Genomic DNA, 19,506 nt, shown 5'->3' on the forward strand with positions numbered 1-19,506 from the left:
GTTTTCCTTGAAGCGGATGCGTGTATTTCTATATTGTCACCTTCATGGCAGATATAGAGAATCTTCAATTCTGGTATGGATATAATATTCTTAAGACCTACAGAAGAATTAATCTTTGACATATATCCATGCAATGTTTCTTGATTATTTGTTGTAACTTTGTGGGCATTAGGATGTTCTGACATTATTTCGTTATTTACGTTTAGCGATATAAATATACAAAATATTTGTCAAACATCCTAATATATAACGATGTAATTATCTGATTTATAGTTAATTACATATAAATTACAAGTAAAATATATAGGACTTATTTTAAAGCTTAAATTCAACTAAATTAGAGAAGAACCATTATTTCAGCAAAAAAAACTTTTTTCTGATAGCGTTGCTTTAGCGGGAATAGTGTTATTGAGGATATTCACCACCCCAATCTGAGTTTGAATCACGCAAGCAAAAATAATGCAGAATTAAGGATAAATTAAAATGAGAGGTCTGTATCAGTCTTTTTTCTTATTCTTCTTAAACCAATTCTTTGGGAAAAGCTCTAAACAGTATGCATCAATAATGCAACAGAATATAAATCCAAATATTGTGCCCATGATTTCCATTTTTACACGATGTTATTAATCTCTTTTTTTATATATCTGTATATGCCAATTTTGTGCCAAAGCTGTGGGTTCATTGCAATGCACTAGTTTTCAAGGATTTACAATAATACAATTCCGATTAGAAGGCTAACAGCCTTTTCATTTTGACATAATAGTTACCCCATTTTAGCATGAATGCAGATTGAACAGTAAAAAGAGATACTCTGGATTGCACTATATTGTACAAAGCTCAAGAGACGGGATTTAAAGAAAGTCCGCCTCTTGAGATTTAAATTTTGTAGTAAGAAAATACTACTTCAGTGTGACTCCAAATACAAAGTGTACATCTTCTCTGTTAGGATTCCATATAAGTTGGGTGAAAATAGGCAACGAAAATTTATCGGTGATCTGAATGTTCTTAGAGGCTTTAAGAGACACATTAGTAACAGCAAAACTTTCGTTTCTGTAGTTCGCAGGCGATTCAAATGGACTGAAGCCAACTGCTGCATTTAAACTTACATCTTTAACGGTAAATGGGTAAGCGACTTCTCCATAAGAGGAATATGCGTTTTTAACCTCTCCTTTAGCATTGGTCTTCTTATCCGACCCCCAGATCATTGTGTACCATGAAAAACTTAAAGGCATCTTCTTTATTGGCAAAGTATAGGATAACCCTGCTTCTAGAATATGATCTGTTTGGTGATTATCTAACTGGAAATAATGATTATTTCCGTTTTTATAAGTGTTATAAATGCCAGACTGGCCTCCCCACCAATAGTCTACTACTGAGGCAGTAATGCCATTAATGGTATAAGCAGCAGTAACATCGGCTTCTTTATATCCCTGTCCGGTAACATCTGTACTGCCCCAAGCAGTTAACGAGAAGTTCCCGATGGTCATCCCTAAACTAGGCTGCACCGAAGCCTCCGACTCGTACATTCCACGCCAAACGTATGAGCTGACAATATCGCCTTGTAGGCTAAAATTAACTTTGCGATCTTCTTGCGCATTACAAAAAATGGTTGGCACACAAAAGAAGACTACGGTTGCCGATAAAATCCTAAAAAATGATTTTTTTTCTTTGTTCATAACTTTGTCTTTTTATGTAATTATATTATTTGTTGTTTTGATCAAGTGCGACATTTAGTTTAAGTACATTTACTTTTGCCGTACCAAAAATTCCTAAAAATGGCCCTTCGACAGCTTTATCTACAAAGGCTTTCACCTTCAATTCGTTTAAGCCTCGGGCCATCGCTACCCGCTTTACTTGTATGTAGGCACATTCCGGAGTAATATCCGGATCAAGGCCGGAACCACTGGCCGTAACCATTTCGGCAGGCACTTGCTTTCGCTGTAAATAAGGGTGATGTACTAAGAAGGTATCGATGCGAGCTTTTACAACTAACAAATACTCTTTGTTCGTGGGACCTTTATTGCTACCACAAGAACTTGCTGCATCATAACCGCTACCTGCTGACGAAGGACGTCCCCAAAAGTAGGTTTCTTTGGTAAAGGACTGACCTATATTAGCAACACCCACTACTTTTCCGTGGAGTGTAACTAATTCGGCATTTCCTTTATTGGAGTTTGTAAGGCGAGCAAAAATCCAGAGTACAAATACATATACTACAGCAAGGATCACACAAAATGCAAGAGTTAGTTTGATTGACTTTATTAAATTTTTCATCTTTTCTATGTTTTAATAAGTTAGAATAGAAGACCGATAAACAGATCTATTAATTTTATTCCAATAAACGGAGCAATTACACCTCCTACACCGTAAATCAGTAGATTACGGCGAAGTAAATCCGAGGCTCCAATTGGCTTATATTGTACACCTCTTAATGCTAATGGAATTAGGATAGGGATGATGATAGCATTGAAGATAACAGCACTTAGGATGGCACTTTCCGGACTATGCAAATGCATAATGTTCAACGCTGAAAGTTCGGGAATAGCAATCATAAACAAGGCCGGAACGATGGCAAAATATTTGGCCACATCATTCGCTATAGAGAATGTGGTTAGTGTTCCTCTGGTCATGAGCAGCTGTTTTCCGATTTCTACGATTTCTATTAGCTTAGTAGGATCATTATCGAGATCCACCATATTTCCGGCTTCCTTGGCTGCTTGTGTTCCACTATTCATGGCAACTCCTACATTTGCTTGTGCTAAGGCAGGCGCATCATTGGTTCCATCTCCCATCATGGCCACCAGCTTGCCTGCATTCTGTTCCTTTTTTATATAGTTCATCTTATCTTCAGGTTTGGCTTCGGCTATGAAATCGTCGACTCCGGCTTTCTCTGCAATATACTTCGCGGTAAGGGGGTTATCACCGGTTACCATCACTGTTTTTACTCCCATTTTGCGTAAACGCTCAAAACGTTCCTGAATTCCGGGTTTTATGATGTCCTGTAGTTCAATAACTCCTGCTATCTTCCTATTGATGCAGACCACAAGTGGTGTACCTCCGTTCTTCGAGATGGACTGAACTTGCTGTTTTGTATCCTGAGGAAAGAAATTGCCTGCTTCTTCTACCATCATTCGAATGGTCTCGAAAGCCCCTTTTCGAATTTCGGTTCCATCGGCCAGATTTATACCGCTACATTTGGTTTCAGCAGAGAACTTCACCATACGGGCTCCCGTGGTATCGAGATCTCTCATCCGCAGATTGTTTTCATGACCTAATGCAATAATTGATTTCCCTTCAGGAGTATCGTCTGAAGCCGAAGAAAGCATGCAATATTTTACAAAATCGGTAAAACTAACATCCATTGAGTTGCTTTGTGTAGGATAGAACTTCGTAGCTTTGCGATTACCAATGGTAATAGTTCCAGTTTTATCGAGTAAAAGAACATCAATATCGCCTGCTGTTTCTACAGCTTTACCTGATTTGGTAATTACGTTGGCACGCAAGGCGCGATCCATTCCGGCAATACCGATAGCGGAAAGTAGCCCCCCAATAGTGGTAGGTATCAGGCACACAAATAAAGAAATCAGAGAGGCTATGGTAAGGGTAGCTCCAGTGTAGTCGCCAAAAGGTTTTAAGGTGATGCATACAATGACAAACACCAATGTAAAACCTGCCAACAAGATGGTCAATGCTATTTCGTTGGGTGTTTTCTGTCGTGAAGCGCCCTCTACTAAGGCAATCATTTTGTCGAGAAAACTCTCTCCTGGTTCGGTGGTAACTAGCACTTTAATTTCATCAGATAGTACTTTTGTACCACCAGTTATGGAACTTTTATCACCACCAGACTCCCGAATTACCGGTGCACTCTCACCCGTAATAGCACTCTCATCGATAGAGGCTATGCCTTCTGTTATTTCTCCATCTGAAGGGATAATATCGCCCGCTTCACAAATAAAGATATCTCCTTTTTTAAGTGTCGAGCTGCTAACTATTACAATTTTTCCATTCACTATTTTCTTAGCCGGCGTATCTTCACGCGTCTTACGTAAACTGTCGGTTTGTGCTTTACCGCGTGCTTCGGCAATTGCCTCTGCAAAATTTGCAAAGAGGAGCGTTAGAAGTAGCATTATGAAGACAAACAGGTTATATCCGAACGACCCTTGTGATGCATTACCCATAGAATAAAGCGTAACCAACAACATAGTAAATGTAGAGACCTCTACAGTGAACATAATTGGGTTCTTAATCATTATCCGTGGATTCAATTTCACGAATGATTGTTTAAGGCTTTCCTTTACTTGCTCCTTTTGAAATAAGGAGGCAGATTTATCTTTTTTCATATCTTATTCAATATCTTATTCTACAAACTTAAATGTTCTGCGATAGTGCTTAATGCCTGTATTGGGAAAAATGAAAGGGCTGCAATTATGAAAATAACAGCAAATGTCATCACCCCAAATGTCGCAGTATCTATTTTTAGCGTTCCAGCACCTTCTGGAATGTACTTCTTCTTAGCTAGGAGCCCGGCTATAGCAACCTGTCCTATTATAGGAATGAAGCGACTCAGAATCATCACAAGTCCGGTGGACATGTTCCAGAATAGAGTATTGTCGACCAAGCCTTCAAAGCCCGAGCCATTGTTGGCCGATGATGACGTGAATTCGTAAAACATCTCACTCAATCCATGAAAACCAGGATTGTTAAGCCATCCGCCCTCTCCTGCTACATATCCCGATGCATGCACAAACATCCATGCTGAAAGTGCTGTGCCGACTAGAATTAGGAAGGGATGAAAGAGCGCTAAGATTGTGGCAATCTTCATTTCTCGAGCTTCTACCTTTTTGCCTAAAAGTTCAGGGGTACGCCCCACCATCAGCCCACTGATAAACACGGTGATAATGATGAAGACATAATAGTTCAAGAAACCTACACCAACTCCTCCAAACCATGAGTTAATTTGCATATTAAGCATCTCGGTCATTCCACTCAATGGCATCATGCTATCGTGCATGCCATTCACTGAGCCATTAGAAGTAACTGTGGTTGCGGAACTCCAGAGAGCGGTAGCTCCGGAGCCAAAACGGACTTCTTTGCCTTCCATAGATCCACCATGTTGAGTAATGCCCATCGCACCTAATCGTGGATTACCATGCATCTCTTGATAAACATTGATACTGGTACTCACTAAAAAGGCAAACATCATCACAGCAAATATGCTGTAAGCCAGTTTTTTACGCTTTAGATTAAAGCCTAATGCAAAGATCATGGCCATTGGAATAAGCAAAAGGCTTATACACTCAACCATATTGGTTAGATAACTTGGGTTTTCAAGGGGATGTGCAGAGTTAGCGCCAAAATAACCTCCTCCATTGGTACCTAATTGCTTGATAGCAACAATTGCAGCAGCAGGGCCTTGCGATATAGTTTGCTTAGCACCTTCCAACGTTGTGATATCCATTTTTCCATCAAAGCCCATTGGCGTACCTTGCAGAATAATGATAAAACCAACAATTAAGGACAAGGGCAACAAGACGCGGGTGCAACTGCGAACAAGAAAATACCAAAAGTTACCTATGGTTTTTGTGCTCTTGGCTGCCATTGAACGCATAATGCCTGCCATAGCTGCCATGCCGGTCGCTGCGGTTATAAACTGGAACAGCATAACGACAAACAACTGGGTAAAGTAGGTTAGCCCACTCTCACCACTATAGTGCTGTAAATCGCAATTTACTAAAAAGCTTATACTCGTATTGAATGCTTGGTGAAAGGACTGCGAAGAATTGCCGTCCGGATTAAGAGGCAACCACGATTGGCAAACCAGTAAAAGCATACCCCATAAAAACAGGAAAAAGTTTAACGTAAGCAAAGCTTTCAAGAAATGCTTCCAGTTCATTTCTTCTTTCGAGTCGATTCCGCAAATTTTATATAGGGAGTTTTCCAACGGATTCATAAAGTCGGACCAATTTTTTTCTCCTTTGTAAACTTTTGAGATGTACTTGCCTAATGGCCAAGCTAAGGCAACCATAAGCACGATCTGTGCAATAATTCCAATTAATTCTGTATTCATTTATGTCTGAATTTAATTTATTTGTTTTCTTTCTTTTTCAAAATTTCTCGGGCTTTATTAGCACATACATCAAATAGATGAAGTTACCAACACCTAAGATAAATAATACTGTATACATAATCTTAATCCTCCTTTTTTTTAAATTTTTTCAAACCATTCTACACTCTTAAAAAAAATCACGAAACAAGCTACACCAATTAAACAGCAAATACTAATTCCTAAAATTTCATTCATCTCTTTTTTGTTTTATATTGTTATTAATATGTTTGCATAAGTATATGCCAAAATTATGCCAACCTATGTAAACGGTATTTAAAACGCTTAATATCAGGCACTTAACTAAAAAGGTCTCACCTGCAAATGCAGGTGAGACCTTTCCATTTTGGATAAACGGTTTACTCGTTTTGAAAACTTTTAGAGTTTATATTCTTCGATCTTTCGGTAAAGTGTGGTAAGCCCTATTTTCAGCAAACGGGCAGCTTCGCTTTTATTTCCTTGAGTATATTGTAATACACGTGCTATATGACGACATTCCATTGCCCCCATATCAAACTCAGATAATCTTTTCCCATCGGAATTTTCCATATGCATATTATGCATCTCAAGTGGAAGATCTTTCGGTTCAATGCAGTTATTGTCACTCACAATCAAGCTTCTTTCAATCACATTACGAAGTTCCCGAATATTCCCCTTCCAGGGATATTCTTTAAATATGCTTATCACTTTTTCTGTAAGATTAATTTGCGGATATCCAAGTTTCTCAGAAAAGGAACGCACAAAAAATTGTGCAAAGATCTCAATGTCTTCTTTTCGCTCTCGAAGGGAAGGTAGATGAATCTGGAAAACAGAAAGGCGATAAAACAAATCTTCACGAAAGCTTCCTCTCTCTATTTCGGCCTTTAAATCACGATTAGTTGCTGCAATAATACGCACATTCACTTTTGTGGGTTTGGTTTCACCTAATTTAATATACTCACCAGTTTCTAATATACGTAGCAATTTGGCCTGTAATTCAAAGGCCATTTCTCCTAATTCATCTAAGAATAGAGTTCCATTATTAGCCTCTTCAAATAATCCTTTTTTATCTTTCAAAGCACCTGTAAACGAACCTGATTTATGACCAAACATCTCGCTTTCTAATAGTTCTTTACTAAATGAAGAACAGTTCACAGCCACAAAATTATTGTTTTTTCTGGAACTATTCTGATGAATAGCTTGAGCAAAAACTTCTTTACCGGTTCCTGTTTCTCCTGTTAATAAGACAGGGACATCCGTGGCAGAAACCTTTAATGCTAAAGACTTAACTTCCTTTATCTCTTTAGAATCGCCTAAAATAGAGTCTAAAGAATACATTGCACAAGCCTTACTCTCCTTCCTATTCACTAAATTATTCGTTCGTGCCTTTTCCATAGCCCTACTAACCAATGGAATAATCTTATTATTGTCATTTCCTTTGGTTATATAATCGAATGCTCCATTTTTAATTGCTTGCACGCAATCGGGTATATTGCCATGAGCCGTAAGCAAAACGATCTCTATTTTAGGATCTCTCTTTTTTATATTTGCAACAAGCTCTATTCCATTTCCATCCGGTAAGAACACGTCACAAACAACTACTTCAGGGGCATGAAACTCCAGTAATTTTAAAGCTGACTTACAGTCTGCGGCGCTGAGCACTTCATATCCTTCAAGTTCCATTAAGCGAGTTAGAAGTTTCCGAATCTGTGCTTCGTCATCCACAATAAGTATTTTATCCATTTGTTTTTATGAAGACTAAATAAATTAAAAGATGAGCTATTTAGCCGAATTGGCACTACAAATACTATCTGTATCTTTCCATATTTTCACTTCCTCTGCTTCTATGGCTGTGCCTATGGAGAAAGCACTATAGTTACTTTCTTTATTGTTCAGATTATCGATTCTACCGTAAGCATTTACGCAAATATTGCCCTGTGTGATGAGGGTCGGAGTATCTTTATGAACTAAAAGAATATCTTTTAGACGACTTTTCAGATAATTCATATCCAGGTTTCTGTCAGTACCCTTCTTTAGAAATTCTGTAGAGAGAAGGAATGTATTTTTCACCCCTTGTTCTTCGAGGTAGAAACTAAACAAAGCAGAAGTAATAAGTTCGCCTTGTGCTACAATCTGCTTTTCTTCGATAGGCTTTAAGGTTTCCCTGGCAAAAGTCCAAATCACACGCAAACAACTGAGTATATAGTTTAGTGCGCGTTCTCTAATACCCTCTGTATTCAGCAGGTTATTTAGAAATTCAAAAATCTTAAATTCCAGTCGCGTAATCGCCTCATGCGCTTTCTCTATTTCGCGACTAAAAAAACAAGCCGCTATTCTTTGTAAACTAATTACAGTCTCTGATGGAGCAGAGAGAACAACGACTTTAGGAGCATCGTCACGGAGGACGTTTGCTACACTCTTTATCTTTTCTATTGAATCAATTGATGATCCTCCAATTCTATAAATTTTCATTTTTTCTTTTTTAATCGTGGTGACCAACTTTTTATTTTTACAACTACCCTTTCGTTATGGGATGGTATTTACCAAAATGGAATAAAATAGAACCGTCCGCATTTTCTTCTTGTTTTCATAGAAACAAGCTAATATCACTTTCCTACAAAAGAAGAATACTTTTGCCTGAGGTAACGATACTGTATATAATTCAAATACCATGCCAAAAGATACATATGATAGTTATTATAGAAGTATCTTACCACCGATTGTAGTGCACGTTCTCTGGCTTCCATTTTTTATAATTTAGTGGCTTCAATTCTTAATTATTGATTCTATATTGAACTTGCCTAAAAATAAAAATTAGCCTTCCCTTTTATTCAGAATCTTATGCGCCTTTCGCCTTTTTACTGTTTCCTTTTGATACATATTGGAAAGTACACTGATAGTTCCATCAATTTCAAAAATAGCAAGATCAACCTCTTTAACTGAAGCTACTCCATGTTCGCGAACCGCTTCCAGTAATTCATCGGTAGTAATCTTAGCAATTTTCAGATGCGAATCCAAAATTTTACCTTTATAAATCAATATAGTCGCATCTCCTTCAACTATCCGTCCAAACTTAGGAAAGCGATACTGAAGAAACTTTAATATATAATGGCTCAGTCGCAAAAGTCCGTGGATAGACTTCCATTTTACGAGTCTATCCACGGACTTTTACGACTGAGCTAAAAAATCGCCAAAAATAGGTGCGATTTGGAGCTTAATGCCACTTTTACCCCGATAGTTTCACTTGCTAAGCCCTATAAACAAAGGTTTTGTGACATTAGTGGCATTACAAAAACTTTTTCTAGTAGAGTCAAGCTCATTTACAGGGTGATTAAAATAATCAGTGATTGAGAACTGCTGCATTAATATTTATAGTACGTAGCTTCGATATTATCTCTAATTCAGAAACGTCACTACATTCTACTTTCAAAACTTTCTCCCAGTCATCAAAATCTAAACTAATATGAAATACTTTATAACTATTTTTTAATAATGTCTTTATATGTTTTATCTGCTGCTTCTTTGAAACAGAAGTCGTGAATATTAAAATTTGATGTTTCATATTGATATAATTTTATAATTTCAACTTTTCTTTTAAAATCTTATATCCTGTCAGACTTATTCTTATCTGCTCGCCATTGTTAAGAGACAACATCTGTTTCTGACCATACCTTTCTATTTTAGATATTTTGCTGATGTTGACAATATATGAGCGGTGTACTCTTGCAAACTCATTACTTGGTAGGGATTCTTCATAATCTTTAAGTCTTTCGCTTTTAAGCCAGTGTCCTTGATCTGTAACTACAGAAACATAATCATCTTCAGCTTTAAAATATATAACTTCATCTACAGGTATTACCTTTATTTTTGTTCCAACCTTGACAGTTATACGTTCAATAACATCAATTGGTGCCACCGTTCCTAACTTGCTATCTATATCTGCATGTTCATCATTCTCAAAATCATTCTCAGACATATTACTTATATAATATCTTCTGAACGATGCATAAATGACAATAAGGCAAAAAACTCTTGCTGGCAATGATTGAAAATATATTGATAAGCTTTCTTTTGCAACTTCAGCCATAACTAGATATTCTAATAATACCATTATTGTAACAGACAAAAGTGCATAAGCGATATGTATAGTCACAGACTGATAAAAGCCAAGAATTTCAATACGGCTATATGTAAATATGCTCCATAAAATCACAGCTTCACAAAAAAACAGTAAAGAGCTTATTATAGCATCAGTACTAATACCAATGGGTGAGAGACTAAAGGATAATCCAAAACTCAATGCATAAGCAACACCCAGCAACACGGATAGAAATATGTGATGCTGACGCGTTAATGAGTTATGTAGTATCGGATTTTCCATTATTCAATACTTCCTCCACCTAAGATGAAGCTGGCGTCTATAATCAGGCGTCGGTCGTTGTTTACTCCGTTAGTACGTCTATGATCCCCAAAGCCACCTAATATAGAATCGCTATTAACCTTAACATTCCAATCTAATGGCAATAATAGTGTTACACCACCACAAATAGAACTAATTTTAAGTGTTGTGTCACCTTCTGGGAGCGTTGTTCGACGTAAGTCTAGTTTTGCACCTCCCATAATCGTACTTATCTCACCTCCGTAGAATACTGGTTCTAAAAATATTTCATCAATACCGTTCATGACAAGATTATAATCTACCTTACCGTCTTTAGAACCTATATTACTTTTCATTCTACAACTGTTATGATGAAATCTATGATGATTGTGCCTATGAAATATAATTAATAAACCTATTGCAATTATAATTACTGGCCAGAACGTAGCATGCAGTGTTGCTTCAGAATAGCTGAATCCCAAAATGGGAGATAATTCTGGCATAAGAAACCAAATACCAATAATAGCTAGAACTAATCCGCTTACATAATGGTGCTTATATATAGCTATAGCACTCCATAATAAGATTAATGACTGCCATGAGACAATAATACTTTTCCACGCCTCAGGAAATAGCCCCAAATTTGATAATAGGTATATCACACCTACAGCAATGAAAACGGTCCCCAAAACAAAATTTTTAGAATTACTTCTTTCCATAATTTTATATTTATATGTTTATTATTCTATCAAAAAATATACAATAGCATTCTTAACGCTTAATATTTTGATGATGCAAAGATATAAACTAATTGATGCTTTTGCAATACCTTATCGGTGAACTGCTATATTACTATCGGTGAATTTAATATAAAATTCGGTGAATCTCAGGCATAATTAGTGATATTATTCCCCGGTCAAAGCCTTTGCTATCTTTAGAAATTTGTTTTCAGATAATATTTCATGGGTGACAAATTTACCTTTATAGAAGAGGCTATAAGTTGTAAATGGGGATGGCGCATTCTGAGCTTCTGCTGTTGTCTCAATTTTGACAGACTTGAATGGAATGTAATTTTCATTCGCTACAACTTCTATCAATGGGACATATTTCGCAGTGAATGGGCATTGAGCTGTATAGTACAACACCATTCCTTTTTCTTGTATCGTAGTATTCTTGACCGATTGTTTGAATTTTGGCATCTTTGCTGTATTATCGAATGGAAGATATAGCAGTTCGAAATATGGCTCGGCTGTATCTGCGAGTTTAAATCCTTTGTGGCGGAAGTATTTTGGATCTGCAATAAATGGCATCTTCTTCTTTGATGATAAAACAACTAATCCTTTCATGCCCTTCTCTTTGCTGTCACGTATGCACTCTTTAAGTAGCATACTAGAGTTTCCTTGTCCCTTAAACTGTCCGCTCACCCACAAACAGTCTATGTACATATATCCTGAAGCCTCAATAGGAGCCCATGCTTTCTCGGCAGGGATGTATTCAATGAAACATTTACCTCTTACATTTCCTTTCTTGAAAACAAGACCGTCATCAAGCCTTTCTGACATCCATGATTTCTTGGATACCACTTGAATATCTTCTTTATTTGAGATAGCACAGCATATATGTTCATTATTTAGATTCTCTTTTGTAATTGTTATTATGTCCATAGCACTATTTTATTACTAATTATTATAAGATGTTGTATTCATTAATTATATTTTGCAATTTCTCAAGAAACATGCATGCCTGCTCACCATCCATCTGCGTGTGATGAAACTGGAAAGATATTGATAGTGTTGTTTTCATCCATCTTCGTTTATATTTTCCCCATGCTATAAAAGGATTGTTGAAAATTCCCGAATAAAGATTTACAATGCCGTTTATATCATATTTGACAAGTGCCGAAGTGCCTATTATCATATAATCATCACCTAAATTATGTGCATTGCCAGTTTCGTATACTAGTTTAGTCAGTCGTAGATAATCGCTACAGAACAACTCTATGTCATCATAGAAGGGAATGTCACAAGTGTTGATTTTATCATATTTGGTCTTTACGACGATATTTATTCCAACCTTATCATATTGTATCAATTTTCTATTAACTGGCAACAAATAAAATTCTTCAATATCCGATGCTGCCTTTCCGATGCACCAACACATAAGCATATTGAATTTATATCCAGACTTGTGCGCTAATTTCACAAGACGCTTGACGTTCAAGGTCTTGAAAATCGTTACCATTGGCATTGGGGCATTTATCCATAATTCAAAAGCACCAGCTCGTTTAGTTTGTAGTGGGTCGATTTCCTTCATGTAATCTTTATTTTTCAAGTTTGTTAATGTTTCCGTTTATAATATTTTCTAAATTGGCTTTCACTTTTTCATCAGACCAGTTCCACCATTGCATACCCTGCAACTTCTTTATTGTATCATCATTAAACCGTTTACGGATTTCCTTTGCAGGTACTCCTCCAACAATAGAATATGGTGCAACGTCTTTTGTTACAACTGCCCGTGTGCCGACAATTGCCCCATCGCCAATAGTTACACCTTGCATGATGATTGCTTCATAGCCAATCCAGACATCATTGCCGATAATGATATCACCATTATTATCCCATGCTCGCGCTACATCCCATTCATCTAGCCCCCATTCTCCAGGGAAAACAGGGAATGGATAAGTTGAAAGAGACTTCAGAGAATGATTTCCTCCTGTAAACATAAACTTGGCGCCACATGCTATAGAGCAGTATTTGCCAATTATGAGTTTTTCTTTGTTGCATAATGGATAATGATAGAGCACATTGTTGTGCTCAAAATCACGTGGATCGTTTACAAAATCATTATACATTGTGAAGTCACCTACTATGATGTTAGGGTCTTTTACAACGGATTTGAGATAAACGCTCTCAGTTCCGTTATTTCCTTTACGTGGATATATTTGTTTTGGATTCATAATTAAATCAAAGATGTTTTTTTTGTTTCAATTTGTATTTTTCACACAATGATCTGCGTGAATCTTCGTCTAGCGATTTCATGTAACGATTCCATCCTGGACAAAAGTTGATGTGCCAACGCCAAAAGCGGCCTGTTAGCGATTTAGGGTTATTATCATATTTTGCCCTCATTGAACAGTTCTCACATTGTTGTTCATTTTTCATATTCTAGTATTTTTAGTTTTTTCTTTCAAAGTCTTTATGCCTCCAAATAGATATAAAAGTCCAATAGTCATGGAAGCTGATGTGGATGATAATTCAATATATGTAAAATGGTTAACCATGATTGATATGCCCCACAAAGCACGCAGAATAAATATTATTACGATGACAAAAATGACTTCCCTGATAAATGGAAGCTTAAAGATGATGCCACATGCCGACAGTGCGTACAAAGCACAAGCCAAAAAACATAATGAAATAATTATTGTGATAATATATGGGAAACTATTACCATAAGTTTCTGTAAATCTGTTCATAAAATCGGCTATACCATAAAATTTAAACACCGTCTCAAGAAAAATAAGACAAATTAAATGTCCAAGAAACAAAATAATATTAATAAATGCTCCTATAAGTAAAGCCAAATTCTTAGTTAAAATTTTCTTTTTCATTTTATATGTTTTTTATTATTCACAATTCCATTTTAAAATGCATGCAAATCTACAACTGCTTTTGTTATCGTTACGGTGTTATACTTTACAAAATAACAACGTACTTACCGCAAGTAAAGCAGGTCACTGCTATGGCAGCAGCAACCTGTAATACTTTTTAGACTTTCTTGCCTATATAAAATACATAGCCATAATAGTGCTTGTATTTTGAATAGAGGAGAGCCTCATGTCGCATGTTATCTACTAGCTCCTTAGCAGTGGCATTACCAGCATGATTTCTCAAAAAGATTTCTTGTGCTTTCTTTTGTGGCACATAGTAGCAATCAGTCCAACATTCTTCGGGCAATACAAAAGTTGCGATTGGGATATAACCTGCACTTTGTAAATGCTTCACCTTATTGGGAATTGTGTCTATTTCTGGATAGGCGTCAGCCCAAAAATCAGCTATTTCTGAAGGACGGTTTTCTGTTAGCCATGATGCCTCTGTCACTGCAACGTAACCGCCTGTCTTGATAAAACGATGCCAATATTCCAAACCATGTTGAAAACCGATGTTATAAATAGCTCCTTCACTCCAAATCACGTCAAACTCGTCATTAGCAAAAGGCAGCTCATCCATAGAACCGATGATCGCATTTACTCTGTTAGACAAGTTCAGGGTTTTAAGCTGTGATTTAAGTTTATCTACAAATGTGGGAAACAAATCCAAAGCTACAATCTGTGCAGGAGTATTCTGCGCCAAAGTAATTGTCTGCCTTCCTGTTCCGCAACCTAAGTCTGCTATTTTGCTGTTTGGCGAAAGCCCTTTTATATAACTGATTGCTAATTTTGTCATTTCTTCACTACCTGGACCTTGACGGTCTATGCTTGAGAAATAATTACATATTAGATTAAAATCAAATTCATTGATTGATTTTTCATTTTTATCATTCATGATGTTTAAAATTAATTGTTTATAAATGTATATCACTAATACATCTCAGACATTGAACAATGCCCGAGAAAATAGAATAATAACCGATAACCGAAAGGTTATAAGGCTATTTACTTCACAATATCCAAATTTGTATTAAACATCCGTCGGCAAAGTTAGTGATTTTTTTCTTTAATGAGTACTATAGAAAGATGATATTTTTTATTTCTTTCAAATAATAATATCATATAATGTGTTTATAAACAATCATTTGCGACTTTCTTGCCTATAATTTATATTGGTTGATATTTTCCTTGCTGTATTCTTGTATAATTTCTTATATCAATTTTGGATTATCAATATTCATTATAGATGTGTTGCACAATTACTTAATGTGACATCTAACCATTTCATGATGTATTTATCGTGTGTAAAACCTTGTATATGTCCATCGTAAGGATATACATAATATCGCTTTTTTGAGGTAATGAGATTGTATGCTGCGAAACCTACATGCGCAGGACAGTCGTCATCAAACAATGCAACGGTAAAAAGCACCGGACATTTGATTTTAGAAGCGAATGAACGAGTATCAATATAGTCTTGAATCTTCATCACATCATCAAATGTACAAGGGTTACCATAGTAAGCCAAATCATTTTTTAGTTCAGTCTCGCATGTGGTGCGGATTTTTATCTGATGGCGCATATCGCATGGGAATGGGTCGAAATATGCACATGCTGCAATACGATCGGAACATAAAGCAGCTGTTGCTAAAGTAAGTCCGCCACCTTGACTTCCACCTTTTACTGCAATCTTATGATGATCCACTTCTTCTCTGCTGCATAGAAAATCGACAGCACGTACACAATCCATGTATATGCCACGATAAGAAACGCTGTCTTTATCATATAATTTGTATCCCCATACCCCAGGTAATCCAAAACCAGGATTAAAAACATCGGCACTAATGCCATGACCTCTTACACAAAGAGCCAATTCTATTCTGTCTGTATTGTCGCTTAGCATACCATCTATATTCTCAAATCCCCATCCATAACCTGGCACTTGTAACACGGCAGGGTGCTTTCCTGATGTACGTGGTACAAAATAATATCCACGAATAGTTATGTTTCCTAAAGATTGCATCTCAACGATATATACATCTCTCTTGCTTTTCATGCAGAGCGAATCTACCTTATGGATTCGATATTGTGGTGATATAGAAGCTAGTTCTGACTTAGCCATAGTCCAATAATTATCGAAATCGTCTTTAACTGTATTTCTGCATTTTATCTGTTCTGGTTTTACAGCCATCCATTGAGCATCTCCGCAATAACCTTTCCCATGCAATAATGCTGTTATCTGATAGAAGCCTGGCGATGCACATAGTTGATTAAGATTGATAATTTTTACAGAATCTCTACGGTTCAAAACTATCAAACTGTCTATAATAGATTTATGAAAATCGTTCTCAACATTAAGTCTTAGAAATGCTTTCTGATTTGTATGATAATGAATAGTTATTTTTTTGTTCTCATTAATAAATACATGGTTCTTTATCGGCATTGAAATTTTGATGCTTTCGATATTATCACCATTAACAGGACGCAAAGCAATCATGGTGTTGCTAACTCCGCCCGTATATCCCAGCGATGAACAATTTATAGAAATTTTGTTATTGCCTTTGTGCAGGACATTCCTTGCAATTACAAATGATTCGATAGTATCTTTATTCTCCCCAAACCGATTTCTAATATCTTTAGCGATGGTATCTCCATTTATTACAATGCTGTTCACATCACATGCCATCCTTACATGCAAGACATATTGTGACTTTAGGTTTGATACACCAAAAATGTTGGACAGTTCGCAGTCTCCATCACCAGCAAAATATCCTTGTCTTTCCCAAGAAAACAAAGTGTTTATTGATGAATGTTGTTTTGCCGTGCGTGTGGTAAAGCATGAGTTGCTTTTAAAAGAAATATTCCATGTTAACGGTAGTATATTCTCTGCATTACAATCAAAAGATATTATTGCTAACAAAAAGGAAAAGATAAGTGCTTTTATGGTTGTTTTCATATGTGTCTTTAGTTATTTATCAACGATTATTTTAAATGTACATTTGTCGGATCCTCCTAAAACGGTTTCGATAATTTCAACTTTAAAGACTATTTTAGGAAATAATTCGTGCATGACGTATAGAATACTCTGTCTTGAACACTCGCAATGAATTTTAGATTTAGCAAACCCCATATCATGCATGAAGCAGAGGCATCTTGGATATCCCATTTCGTATATGTGCCCATTTTCTATTACTCGCTGGAATGAATATTCTGAGTTGTGTTGTTCCGAAAAGAATAAATCCAAATTTCCTCCACATTTATCGTACCTGGTCTTAAGAAATGGCAAAACTCCATTAGATACGCAATTAATGGCGCATTTCTTAAATACAAGAGCCTGCTGTTCTTCTGGAAGTAAAGCAATCTGATCTTCAATATTATTAAAGTAGCTTCTTGCAATATTTAAGTTTTCTTCTTTCATAATTATATATTAATTTGTATCATTTAATCAATTTCGCAATATAACGATGTTCAACAAGTAACAACAAAAAGACTACAACTGATGTAACGAATGAGTAAATCAGAATATTAGAAAGTGTGAACATATTTACTATTTGGCTTATACCATAGATGCAGTAAGGTATGCACAGAAGTGAAGTCGCAATGGCGGGAATGTATCGTCGGAACACAATCCATTGGATAATATGTACGATGATATGGAGTGAAAATACAACAAAGAGACTCATCCAGAGCATATAACTGTTTTCCCATAAAGAGAAAAGTGTAACGGCTCCTAGCATAAGGAATAATGTAGCAACACAAAGAGCAAAGCCTTCGGTAGACGTGTCTTTAATATGTGAAACAATTCTTGGTCCAACTTTTGGGAAACGTTGACAGATATATTTCTCATACTTTTTTATCCATGGCTTCATCATAATTATTTCCTCAAAATCATGAAGCATAAATATAATTGGCAATGATGATACTAAAATTGTATTCATATCTTATTGAAAATTCAAGTTATTCTTTTTGGTCAATAACACTTCATATCTAGCATTTAGAGCATCCCTTTTTGATTGTCATTTTTCCCTTGTCTGACATCTCTTTTGCATAATTTTCTTCACCAATATCATTAATTCTTCTTATGCACGCATTACGGTCTGATTTGAAAATCAATGCAAATAGTTTGCTGAAAAAATTATTAAACTTCTTGCAATCATGGGTGTTAATCTGGCATTCTGAGCATGTGTGGCAATTGTTGTTAATACAACAAGTGCGGATTTTACACCACTTTGCTTTATCGTTTTTACGACACCCTGGACAGTTACCTTTGAGAAACTTGCCGCATGCCCCACAATATAAGCCGCAATAAGCTATCAACTCTTTGTCTGTTTTAACTTCCTTATTCATTTCTTTATATGTTAATGTGATATATTTTTGAATAGGTTGCAGAACAAAGTCTGCAACCTACATAGAGTTATACTATTGGTACATAGATCTCAGTTTGCAGTTCTTCAGGCTTTGTGCATTCTGGATCATTTAGGTACATTTCAAATACAGGTCTTTCATCTAATTGATATCCTCCATCTGGAATGTATTTTCCGAAGATAGTATCATACACCTCTCCAAGTTTTTCATATGTTCCTTGGTAAAGGAATGCTGCATATCTGCCACCAGCAATTTCTTTAGCACCTATTTCTCCTTGTGGTTCCATCTTGAATGGCAATGTCAGACAAACATCACTCTGTTGTTTGTTCGCTTCTGTTAATTTGGGATCATTGTGATAGATTCCTACATGAGCAATTTTACATTCATTCAGCATTTGCTTTATGACAGCAGATTTTGGTGTTGTTCCACACGCCTTTTTCATCTCTTCTGAGAATTTTCCTGATGTGCGGATATATTGCCATAGTTTCTGCCACGCCAAACAGTAATCATTACCTTTGTAATCACCGAAAAGACAAATATAAATTGCTTGCATCGGTTCCAAATTAACTACTCTTTCTTTTAGTTCCAAATCAGGATTAATCTTCAATGGTTTCATAATCGTGTACTTTTTGTTGTTTTTATACTCTATTGGTGTGATATCATAGAATTGCTTGAATACTTTCGAAAGAGAAGAAGGTACATCATATCCCACTTTGTAAGCTATCTCCTGAACGGGCATGTCACTGTAACGAAGTAGCCGGGCTGCAGTCTCGACTCTCATTCTTGTGATAAATGCACCGACCGGTTCTCCAAGAAAAGCTTTGAAGATGCGATGGAAATGATATGGCGAAAAGTTAGCGATACTTGCTAGTGTCTCTAAGTCAATATCATCTGCCAAATGATTGTTAATGTATTCGATAATGATATTGATTCTTTTCGAATAGTCCTCTCTTGTTGATGTTTTCTGTTGCATAATTCTATTTCTATATCACAGATGCAAAGGTAGGCGCGATTATGTCAGAATGCTTTTCC

General features: G+C 36.3%; 22 protein-coding genes. All 22 read right to left on the reverse strand.

Annotated elements, in window-relative coordinates:
• A partial coding sequence (locus B045_RS14490) for a hypothetical protein (RefSeq protein WP_044067725.1) occupies positions 1 to 185 on the reverse strand: 185 nt, incomplete at its 3' end.
• 714 nt (positions 186 to 899) lie between these two features.
• On the reverse strand, positions 900 to 1,676 hold the full coding sequence (locus B045_RS0109315; protein ID WP_018464001.1) for a hypothetical protein: 777 nt from the start codon (positions 1,674 to 1,676) through the stop codon (positions 900 to 902).
• Between the two features lie 25 nt (positions 1,677 to 1,701).
• Positions 1,702 to 2,274 carry a K(+)-transporting ATPase subunit C gene (locus B045_RS0109320; protein WP_018464002.1) on the reverse strand — a complete coding sequence of 191 codons (573 nt, stop codon included), beginning with the start codon at positions 2,272 to 2,274 and terminating at the stop codon, positions 1,702 to 1,704.
• 20 nt (positions 2,275 to 2,294) lie between these two features.
• Positions 2,295 to 4,340 carry a potassium-transporting ATPase subunit KdpB gene (gene kdpB, locus B045_RS0109325; RefSeq protein ID WP_018464003.1) on the reverse strand — a complete coding sequence of 682 codons (2,046 nt, stop codon included), beginning with the start codon at positions 4,338 to 4,340 and terminating at the stop codon, positions 2,295 to 2,297.
• Between the two features lie 20 nt (positions 4,341 to 4,360).
• Positions 4,361 to 6,067 carry a potassium-transporting ATPase subunit KdpA gene (gene kdpA / locus B045_RS0109330; protein ID WP_025884320.1) on the reverse strand — a complete coding sequence of 569 codons (1,707 nt, stop codon included), beginning with the start codon at positions 6,065 to 6,067 and terminating at the stop codon, positions 4,361 to 4,363.
• A 37-nt stretch (positions 6,068 to 6,104) separates the two neighbouring features.
• The gene (gene kdpF / locus B045_RS15860) at positions 6,105 to 6,185 is read right to left on the reverse strand and encodes a K(+)-transporting ATPase subunit F (protein ID WP_081618621.1); all 81 of its coding nucleotides are present in this window, start codon (positions 6,183 to 6,185) and stop codon (positions 6,105 to 6,107) included.
• A gap of 296 nt (positions 6,186 to 6,481) precedes the next feature.
• Entirely contained in the window at positions 6,482 to 7,825 is a 1,344-nt protein-coding gene (locus tag B045_RS0109335) for a sigma-54-dependent transcriptional regulator (RefSeq protein ID WP_018464005.1), read from the reverse strand.
• 36 nt (positions 7,826 to 7,861) lie between these two features.
• Entirely contained in the window at positions 7,862 to 8,554 is a 693-nt protein-coding gene (locus B045_RS14495) for an amino acid kinase family protein (RefSeq protein WP_018464006.1), read from the reverse strand.
• 342 nt (positions 8,555 to 8,896) lie between these two features.
• Positions 8,897 to 9,244, reverse strand: a complete 348-nt coding sequence (locus tag B045_RS14500) for a DUF421 domain-containing protein (protein ID WP_018464007.1) — start codon at positions 9,242 to 9,244, stop codon at positions 8,897 to 8,899.
• A gap of 412 nt (positions 9,245 to 9,656) precedes the next feature.
• The gene (locus B045_RS14920; protein WP_018464009.1) at positions 9,657 to 10,463 is read right to left on the reverse strand and encodes a LytR/AlgR family response regulator transcription factor; all 807 of its coding nucleotides are present in this window, start codon (positions 10,461 to 10,463) and stop codon (positions 9,657 to 9,659) included.
• Entirely contained in the window at positions 10,463 to 11,179 is a 717-nt protein-coding gene (locus B045_RS0109360) for a LiaF transmembrane domain-containing protein (protein WP_018464010.1), read from the reverse strand. The genes B045_RS14920 and B045_RS0109360 overlap by 1 nt, the downstream gene beginning before the upstream one ends.
• Positions 11,180 to 11,365: 186 nt before the next feature.
• A complete protein-coding gene (locus B045_RS0109365; protein WP_018464011.1) occupies positions 11,366 to 12,124 on the reverse strand; it encodes an N-acetyltransferase in 759 nt (252 codons plus the stop codon).
• 22 nt (positions 12,125 to 12,146) lie between these two features.
• The gene (locus tag B045_RS0109370; protein WP_025884325.1) at positions 12,147 to 12,773 is read right to left on the reverse strand and encodes a CatA-like O-acetyltransferase, family 2; all 627 of its coding nucleotides are present in this window, start codon (positions 12,771 to 12,773) and stop codon (positions 12,147 to 12,149) included.
• A 7-nt stretch (positions 12,774 to 12,780) separates the two neighbouring features.
• Positions 12,781 to 13,416 (reverse strand): CatB-related O-acetyltransferase, encoded by a 636-nt coding sequence (locus tag B045_RS0109375; RefSeq protein WP_018464013.1) that lies wholly within the window; start codon positions 13,414 to 13,416, stop codon positions 12,781 to 12,783.
• 7 nt (positions 13,417 to 13,423) lie between these two features.
• The gene (locus B045_RS15100) at positions 13,424 to 13,621 is read right to left on the reverse strand and encodes a hypothetical protein (RefSeq protein ID WP_081618622.1); all 198 of its coding nucleotides are present in this window, start codon (positions 13,619 to 13,621) and stop codon (positions 13,424 to 13,426) included.
• A complete protein-coding gene (locus B045_RS15105) occupies positions 13,618 to 14,070 on the reverse strand; it encodes a hypothetical protein (protein ID WP_081618623.1) in 453 nt (150 codons plus the stop codon). The genes B045_RS15100 and B045_RS15105 overlap by 4 nt, the downstream gene beginning before the upstream one ends.
• 157 nt (positions 14,071 to 14,227) lie before the next feature.
• Entirely contained in the window at positions 14,228 to 15,004 is a 777-nt protein-coding gene (locus tag B045_RS0109385; RefSeq protein WP_018464015.1) for a class I SAM-dependent methyltransferase, read from the reverse strand.
• Between the two features lie 345 nt (positions 15,005 to 15,349).
• Entirely contained in the window at positions 15,350 to 17,065 is a 1,716-nt protein-coding gene (locus tag B045_RS0109390) for an acetylxylan esterase (protein ID WP_018464016.1), read from the reverse strand.
• Positions 17,066 to 17,077: 12 nt separating this feature from the next.
• Positions 17,078 to 17,527 (reverse strand): hypothetical protein, encoded by a 450-nt coding sequence (locus B045_RS0109395; RefSeq protein WP_018464017.1) that lies wholly within the window; start codon positions 17,525 to 17,527, stop codon positions 17,078 to 17,080.
• A gap of 19 nt (positions 17,528 to 17,546) precedes the next feature.
• Entirely contained in the window at positions 17,547 to 18,047 is a 501-nt protein-coding gene (locus B045_RS14510; protein WP_025884327.1) for an HXXEE domain-containing protein, read from the reverse strand.
• A gap of 49 nt (positions 18,048 to 18,096) precedes the next feature.
• The gene (locus tag B045_RS0109405) at positions 18,097 to 18,456 is read right to left on the reverse strand and encodes a DUF3795 domain-containing protein (RefSeq protein WP_018464019.1); all 360 of its coding nucleotides are present in this window, start codon (positions 18,454 to 18,456) and stop codon (positions 18,097 to 18,099) included.
• 67 nt (positions 18,457 to 18,523) lie between these two features.
• Positions 18,524 to 19,447, reverse strand: a complete 924-nt coding sequence (locus tag B045_RS0109410; protein WP_018464020.1) for an AraC family transcriptional regulator — start codon at positions 19,445 to 19,447, stop codon at positions 18,524 to 18,526.
• Between the last annotated feature and the right edge of the window lie 59 nt (positions 19,448 to 19,506).

Source organism: Segatella paludivivens DSM 17968 = JCM 13650 (assembly GCF_000373185.1).
Classification (GTDB): Bacteria; Bacteroidota; Bacteroidia; order Bacteroidales; family Bacteroidaceae; genus Prevotella; species Prevotella paludivivens.

Excerpts from the sequence above, each read along its gene's own strand:
- B045_RS0109320 (WP_018464002.1), bottom strand. The coding sequence starts at position 2,274 with ATGAAAAATTTAATAAAGTCAATCAAACTAACTCTTGCATTTTGTGTG.
- B045_RS0109365 (WP_018464011.1), bottom strand. The coding sequence starts at position 12,124 with ATGGACATAATAACAATTACAAAAGAGAATCTAAATAATGAACATATA.
- B045_RS0109335 (WP_018464005.1), bottom strand. The coding sequence starts at position 7,825 with ATGGATAAAATACTTATTGTGGATGACGAAGCACAGATTCGGAAACTT.
- B045_RS0109385 (WP_018464015.1), bottom strand. The coding sequence starts at position 15,004 with ATGAATGATAAAAATGAAAAATCAATCAATGAATTTGATTTTAATCTA.
- B045_RS0109395 (WP_018464017.1), bottom strand. The coding sequence starts at position 17,527 with ATGAAAGAAGAAAACTTAAATATTGCAAGAAGCTACTTTAATAATATT.
- B045_RS15100 (WP_081618622.1), bottom strand. The coding sequence starts at position 13,621 with ATGAAAAATGAACAACAATGTGAGAACTGTTCAATGAGGGCAAAATAT.
- B045_RS0109315 (WP_018464001.1), bottom strand. The coding sequence starts at position 1,676 with ATGAACAAAGAAAAAAAATCATTTTTTAGGATTTTATCGGCAACCGTA.
- B045_RS14920 (WP_018464009.1), bottom strand. The coding sequence starts at position 10,463 with ATGGAAAATCCGATACTACATAACTCATTAACGCGTCAGCATCACATA.
- B045_RS14510 (WP_025884327.1), bottom strand. The coding sequence starts at position 18,047 with ATGAATACAATTTTAGTATCATCATTGCCAATTATATTTATGCTTCAT.
- kdpF (WP_081618621.1), bottom strand. The coding sequence starts at position 6,185 with ATGTATACAGTATTATTTATCTTAGGTGTTGGTAACTTCATCTATTTG.
- B045_RS14495 (WP_018464006.1), bottom strand. The coding sequence starts at position 8,554 with ATGAAAATTTATAGAATTGGAGGATCATCAATTGATTCAATAGAAAAG.
- B045_RS0109405 (WP_018464019.1), bottom strand. The coding sequence starts at position 18,456 with ATGAATAAGGAAGTTAAAACAGACAAAGAGTTGATAGCTTATTGCGGC.
- kdpA (WP_025884320.1), bottom strand. The coding sequence starts at position 6,067 with ATGAATACAGAATTAATTGGAATTATTGCACAGATCGTGCTTATGGTT.
- B045_RS0109375 (WP_018464013.1), bottom strand. The coding sequence starts at position 13,416 with ATGAATCCAAAACAAATATATCCACGTAAAGGAAATAACGGAACTGAG.
- B045_RS15105 (WP_081618623.1), bottom strand. The coding sequence starts at position 14,070 with ATGAAAAAGAAAATTTTAACTAAGAATTTGGCTTTACTTATAGGAGCA.
- B045_RS0109390 (WP_018464016.1), bottom strand. The coding sequence starts at position 17,065 with ATGAAAACAACCATAAAAGCACTTATCTTTTCCTTTTTGTTAGCAATA.
- B045_RS0109370 (WP_025884325.1), bottom strand. The coding sequence starts at position 12,773 with ATGAAGGAAATCGACCCACTACAAACTAAACGAGCTGGTGCTTTTGAA.
- kdpB (WP_018464003.1), bottom strand. The coding sequence starts at position 4,340 with ATGAAAAAAGATAAATCTGCCTCCTTATTTCAAAAGGAGCAAGTAAAG.
- B045_RS0109360 (WP_018464010.1), bottom strand. The coding sequence starts at position 11,179 with ATGGAAAGAAGTAATTCTAAAAATTTTGTTTTGGGGACCGTTTTCATT.
- B045_RS0109410 (WP_018464020.1), bottom strand. The coding sequence starts at position 19,447 with ATGCAACAGAAAACATCAACAAGAGAGGACTATTCGAAAAGAATCAAT.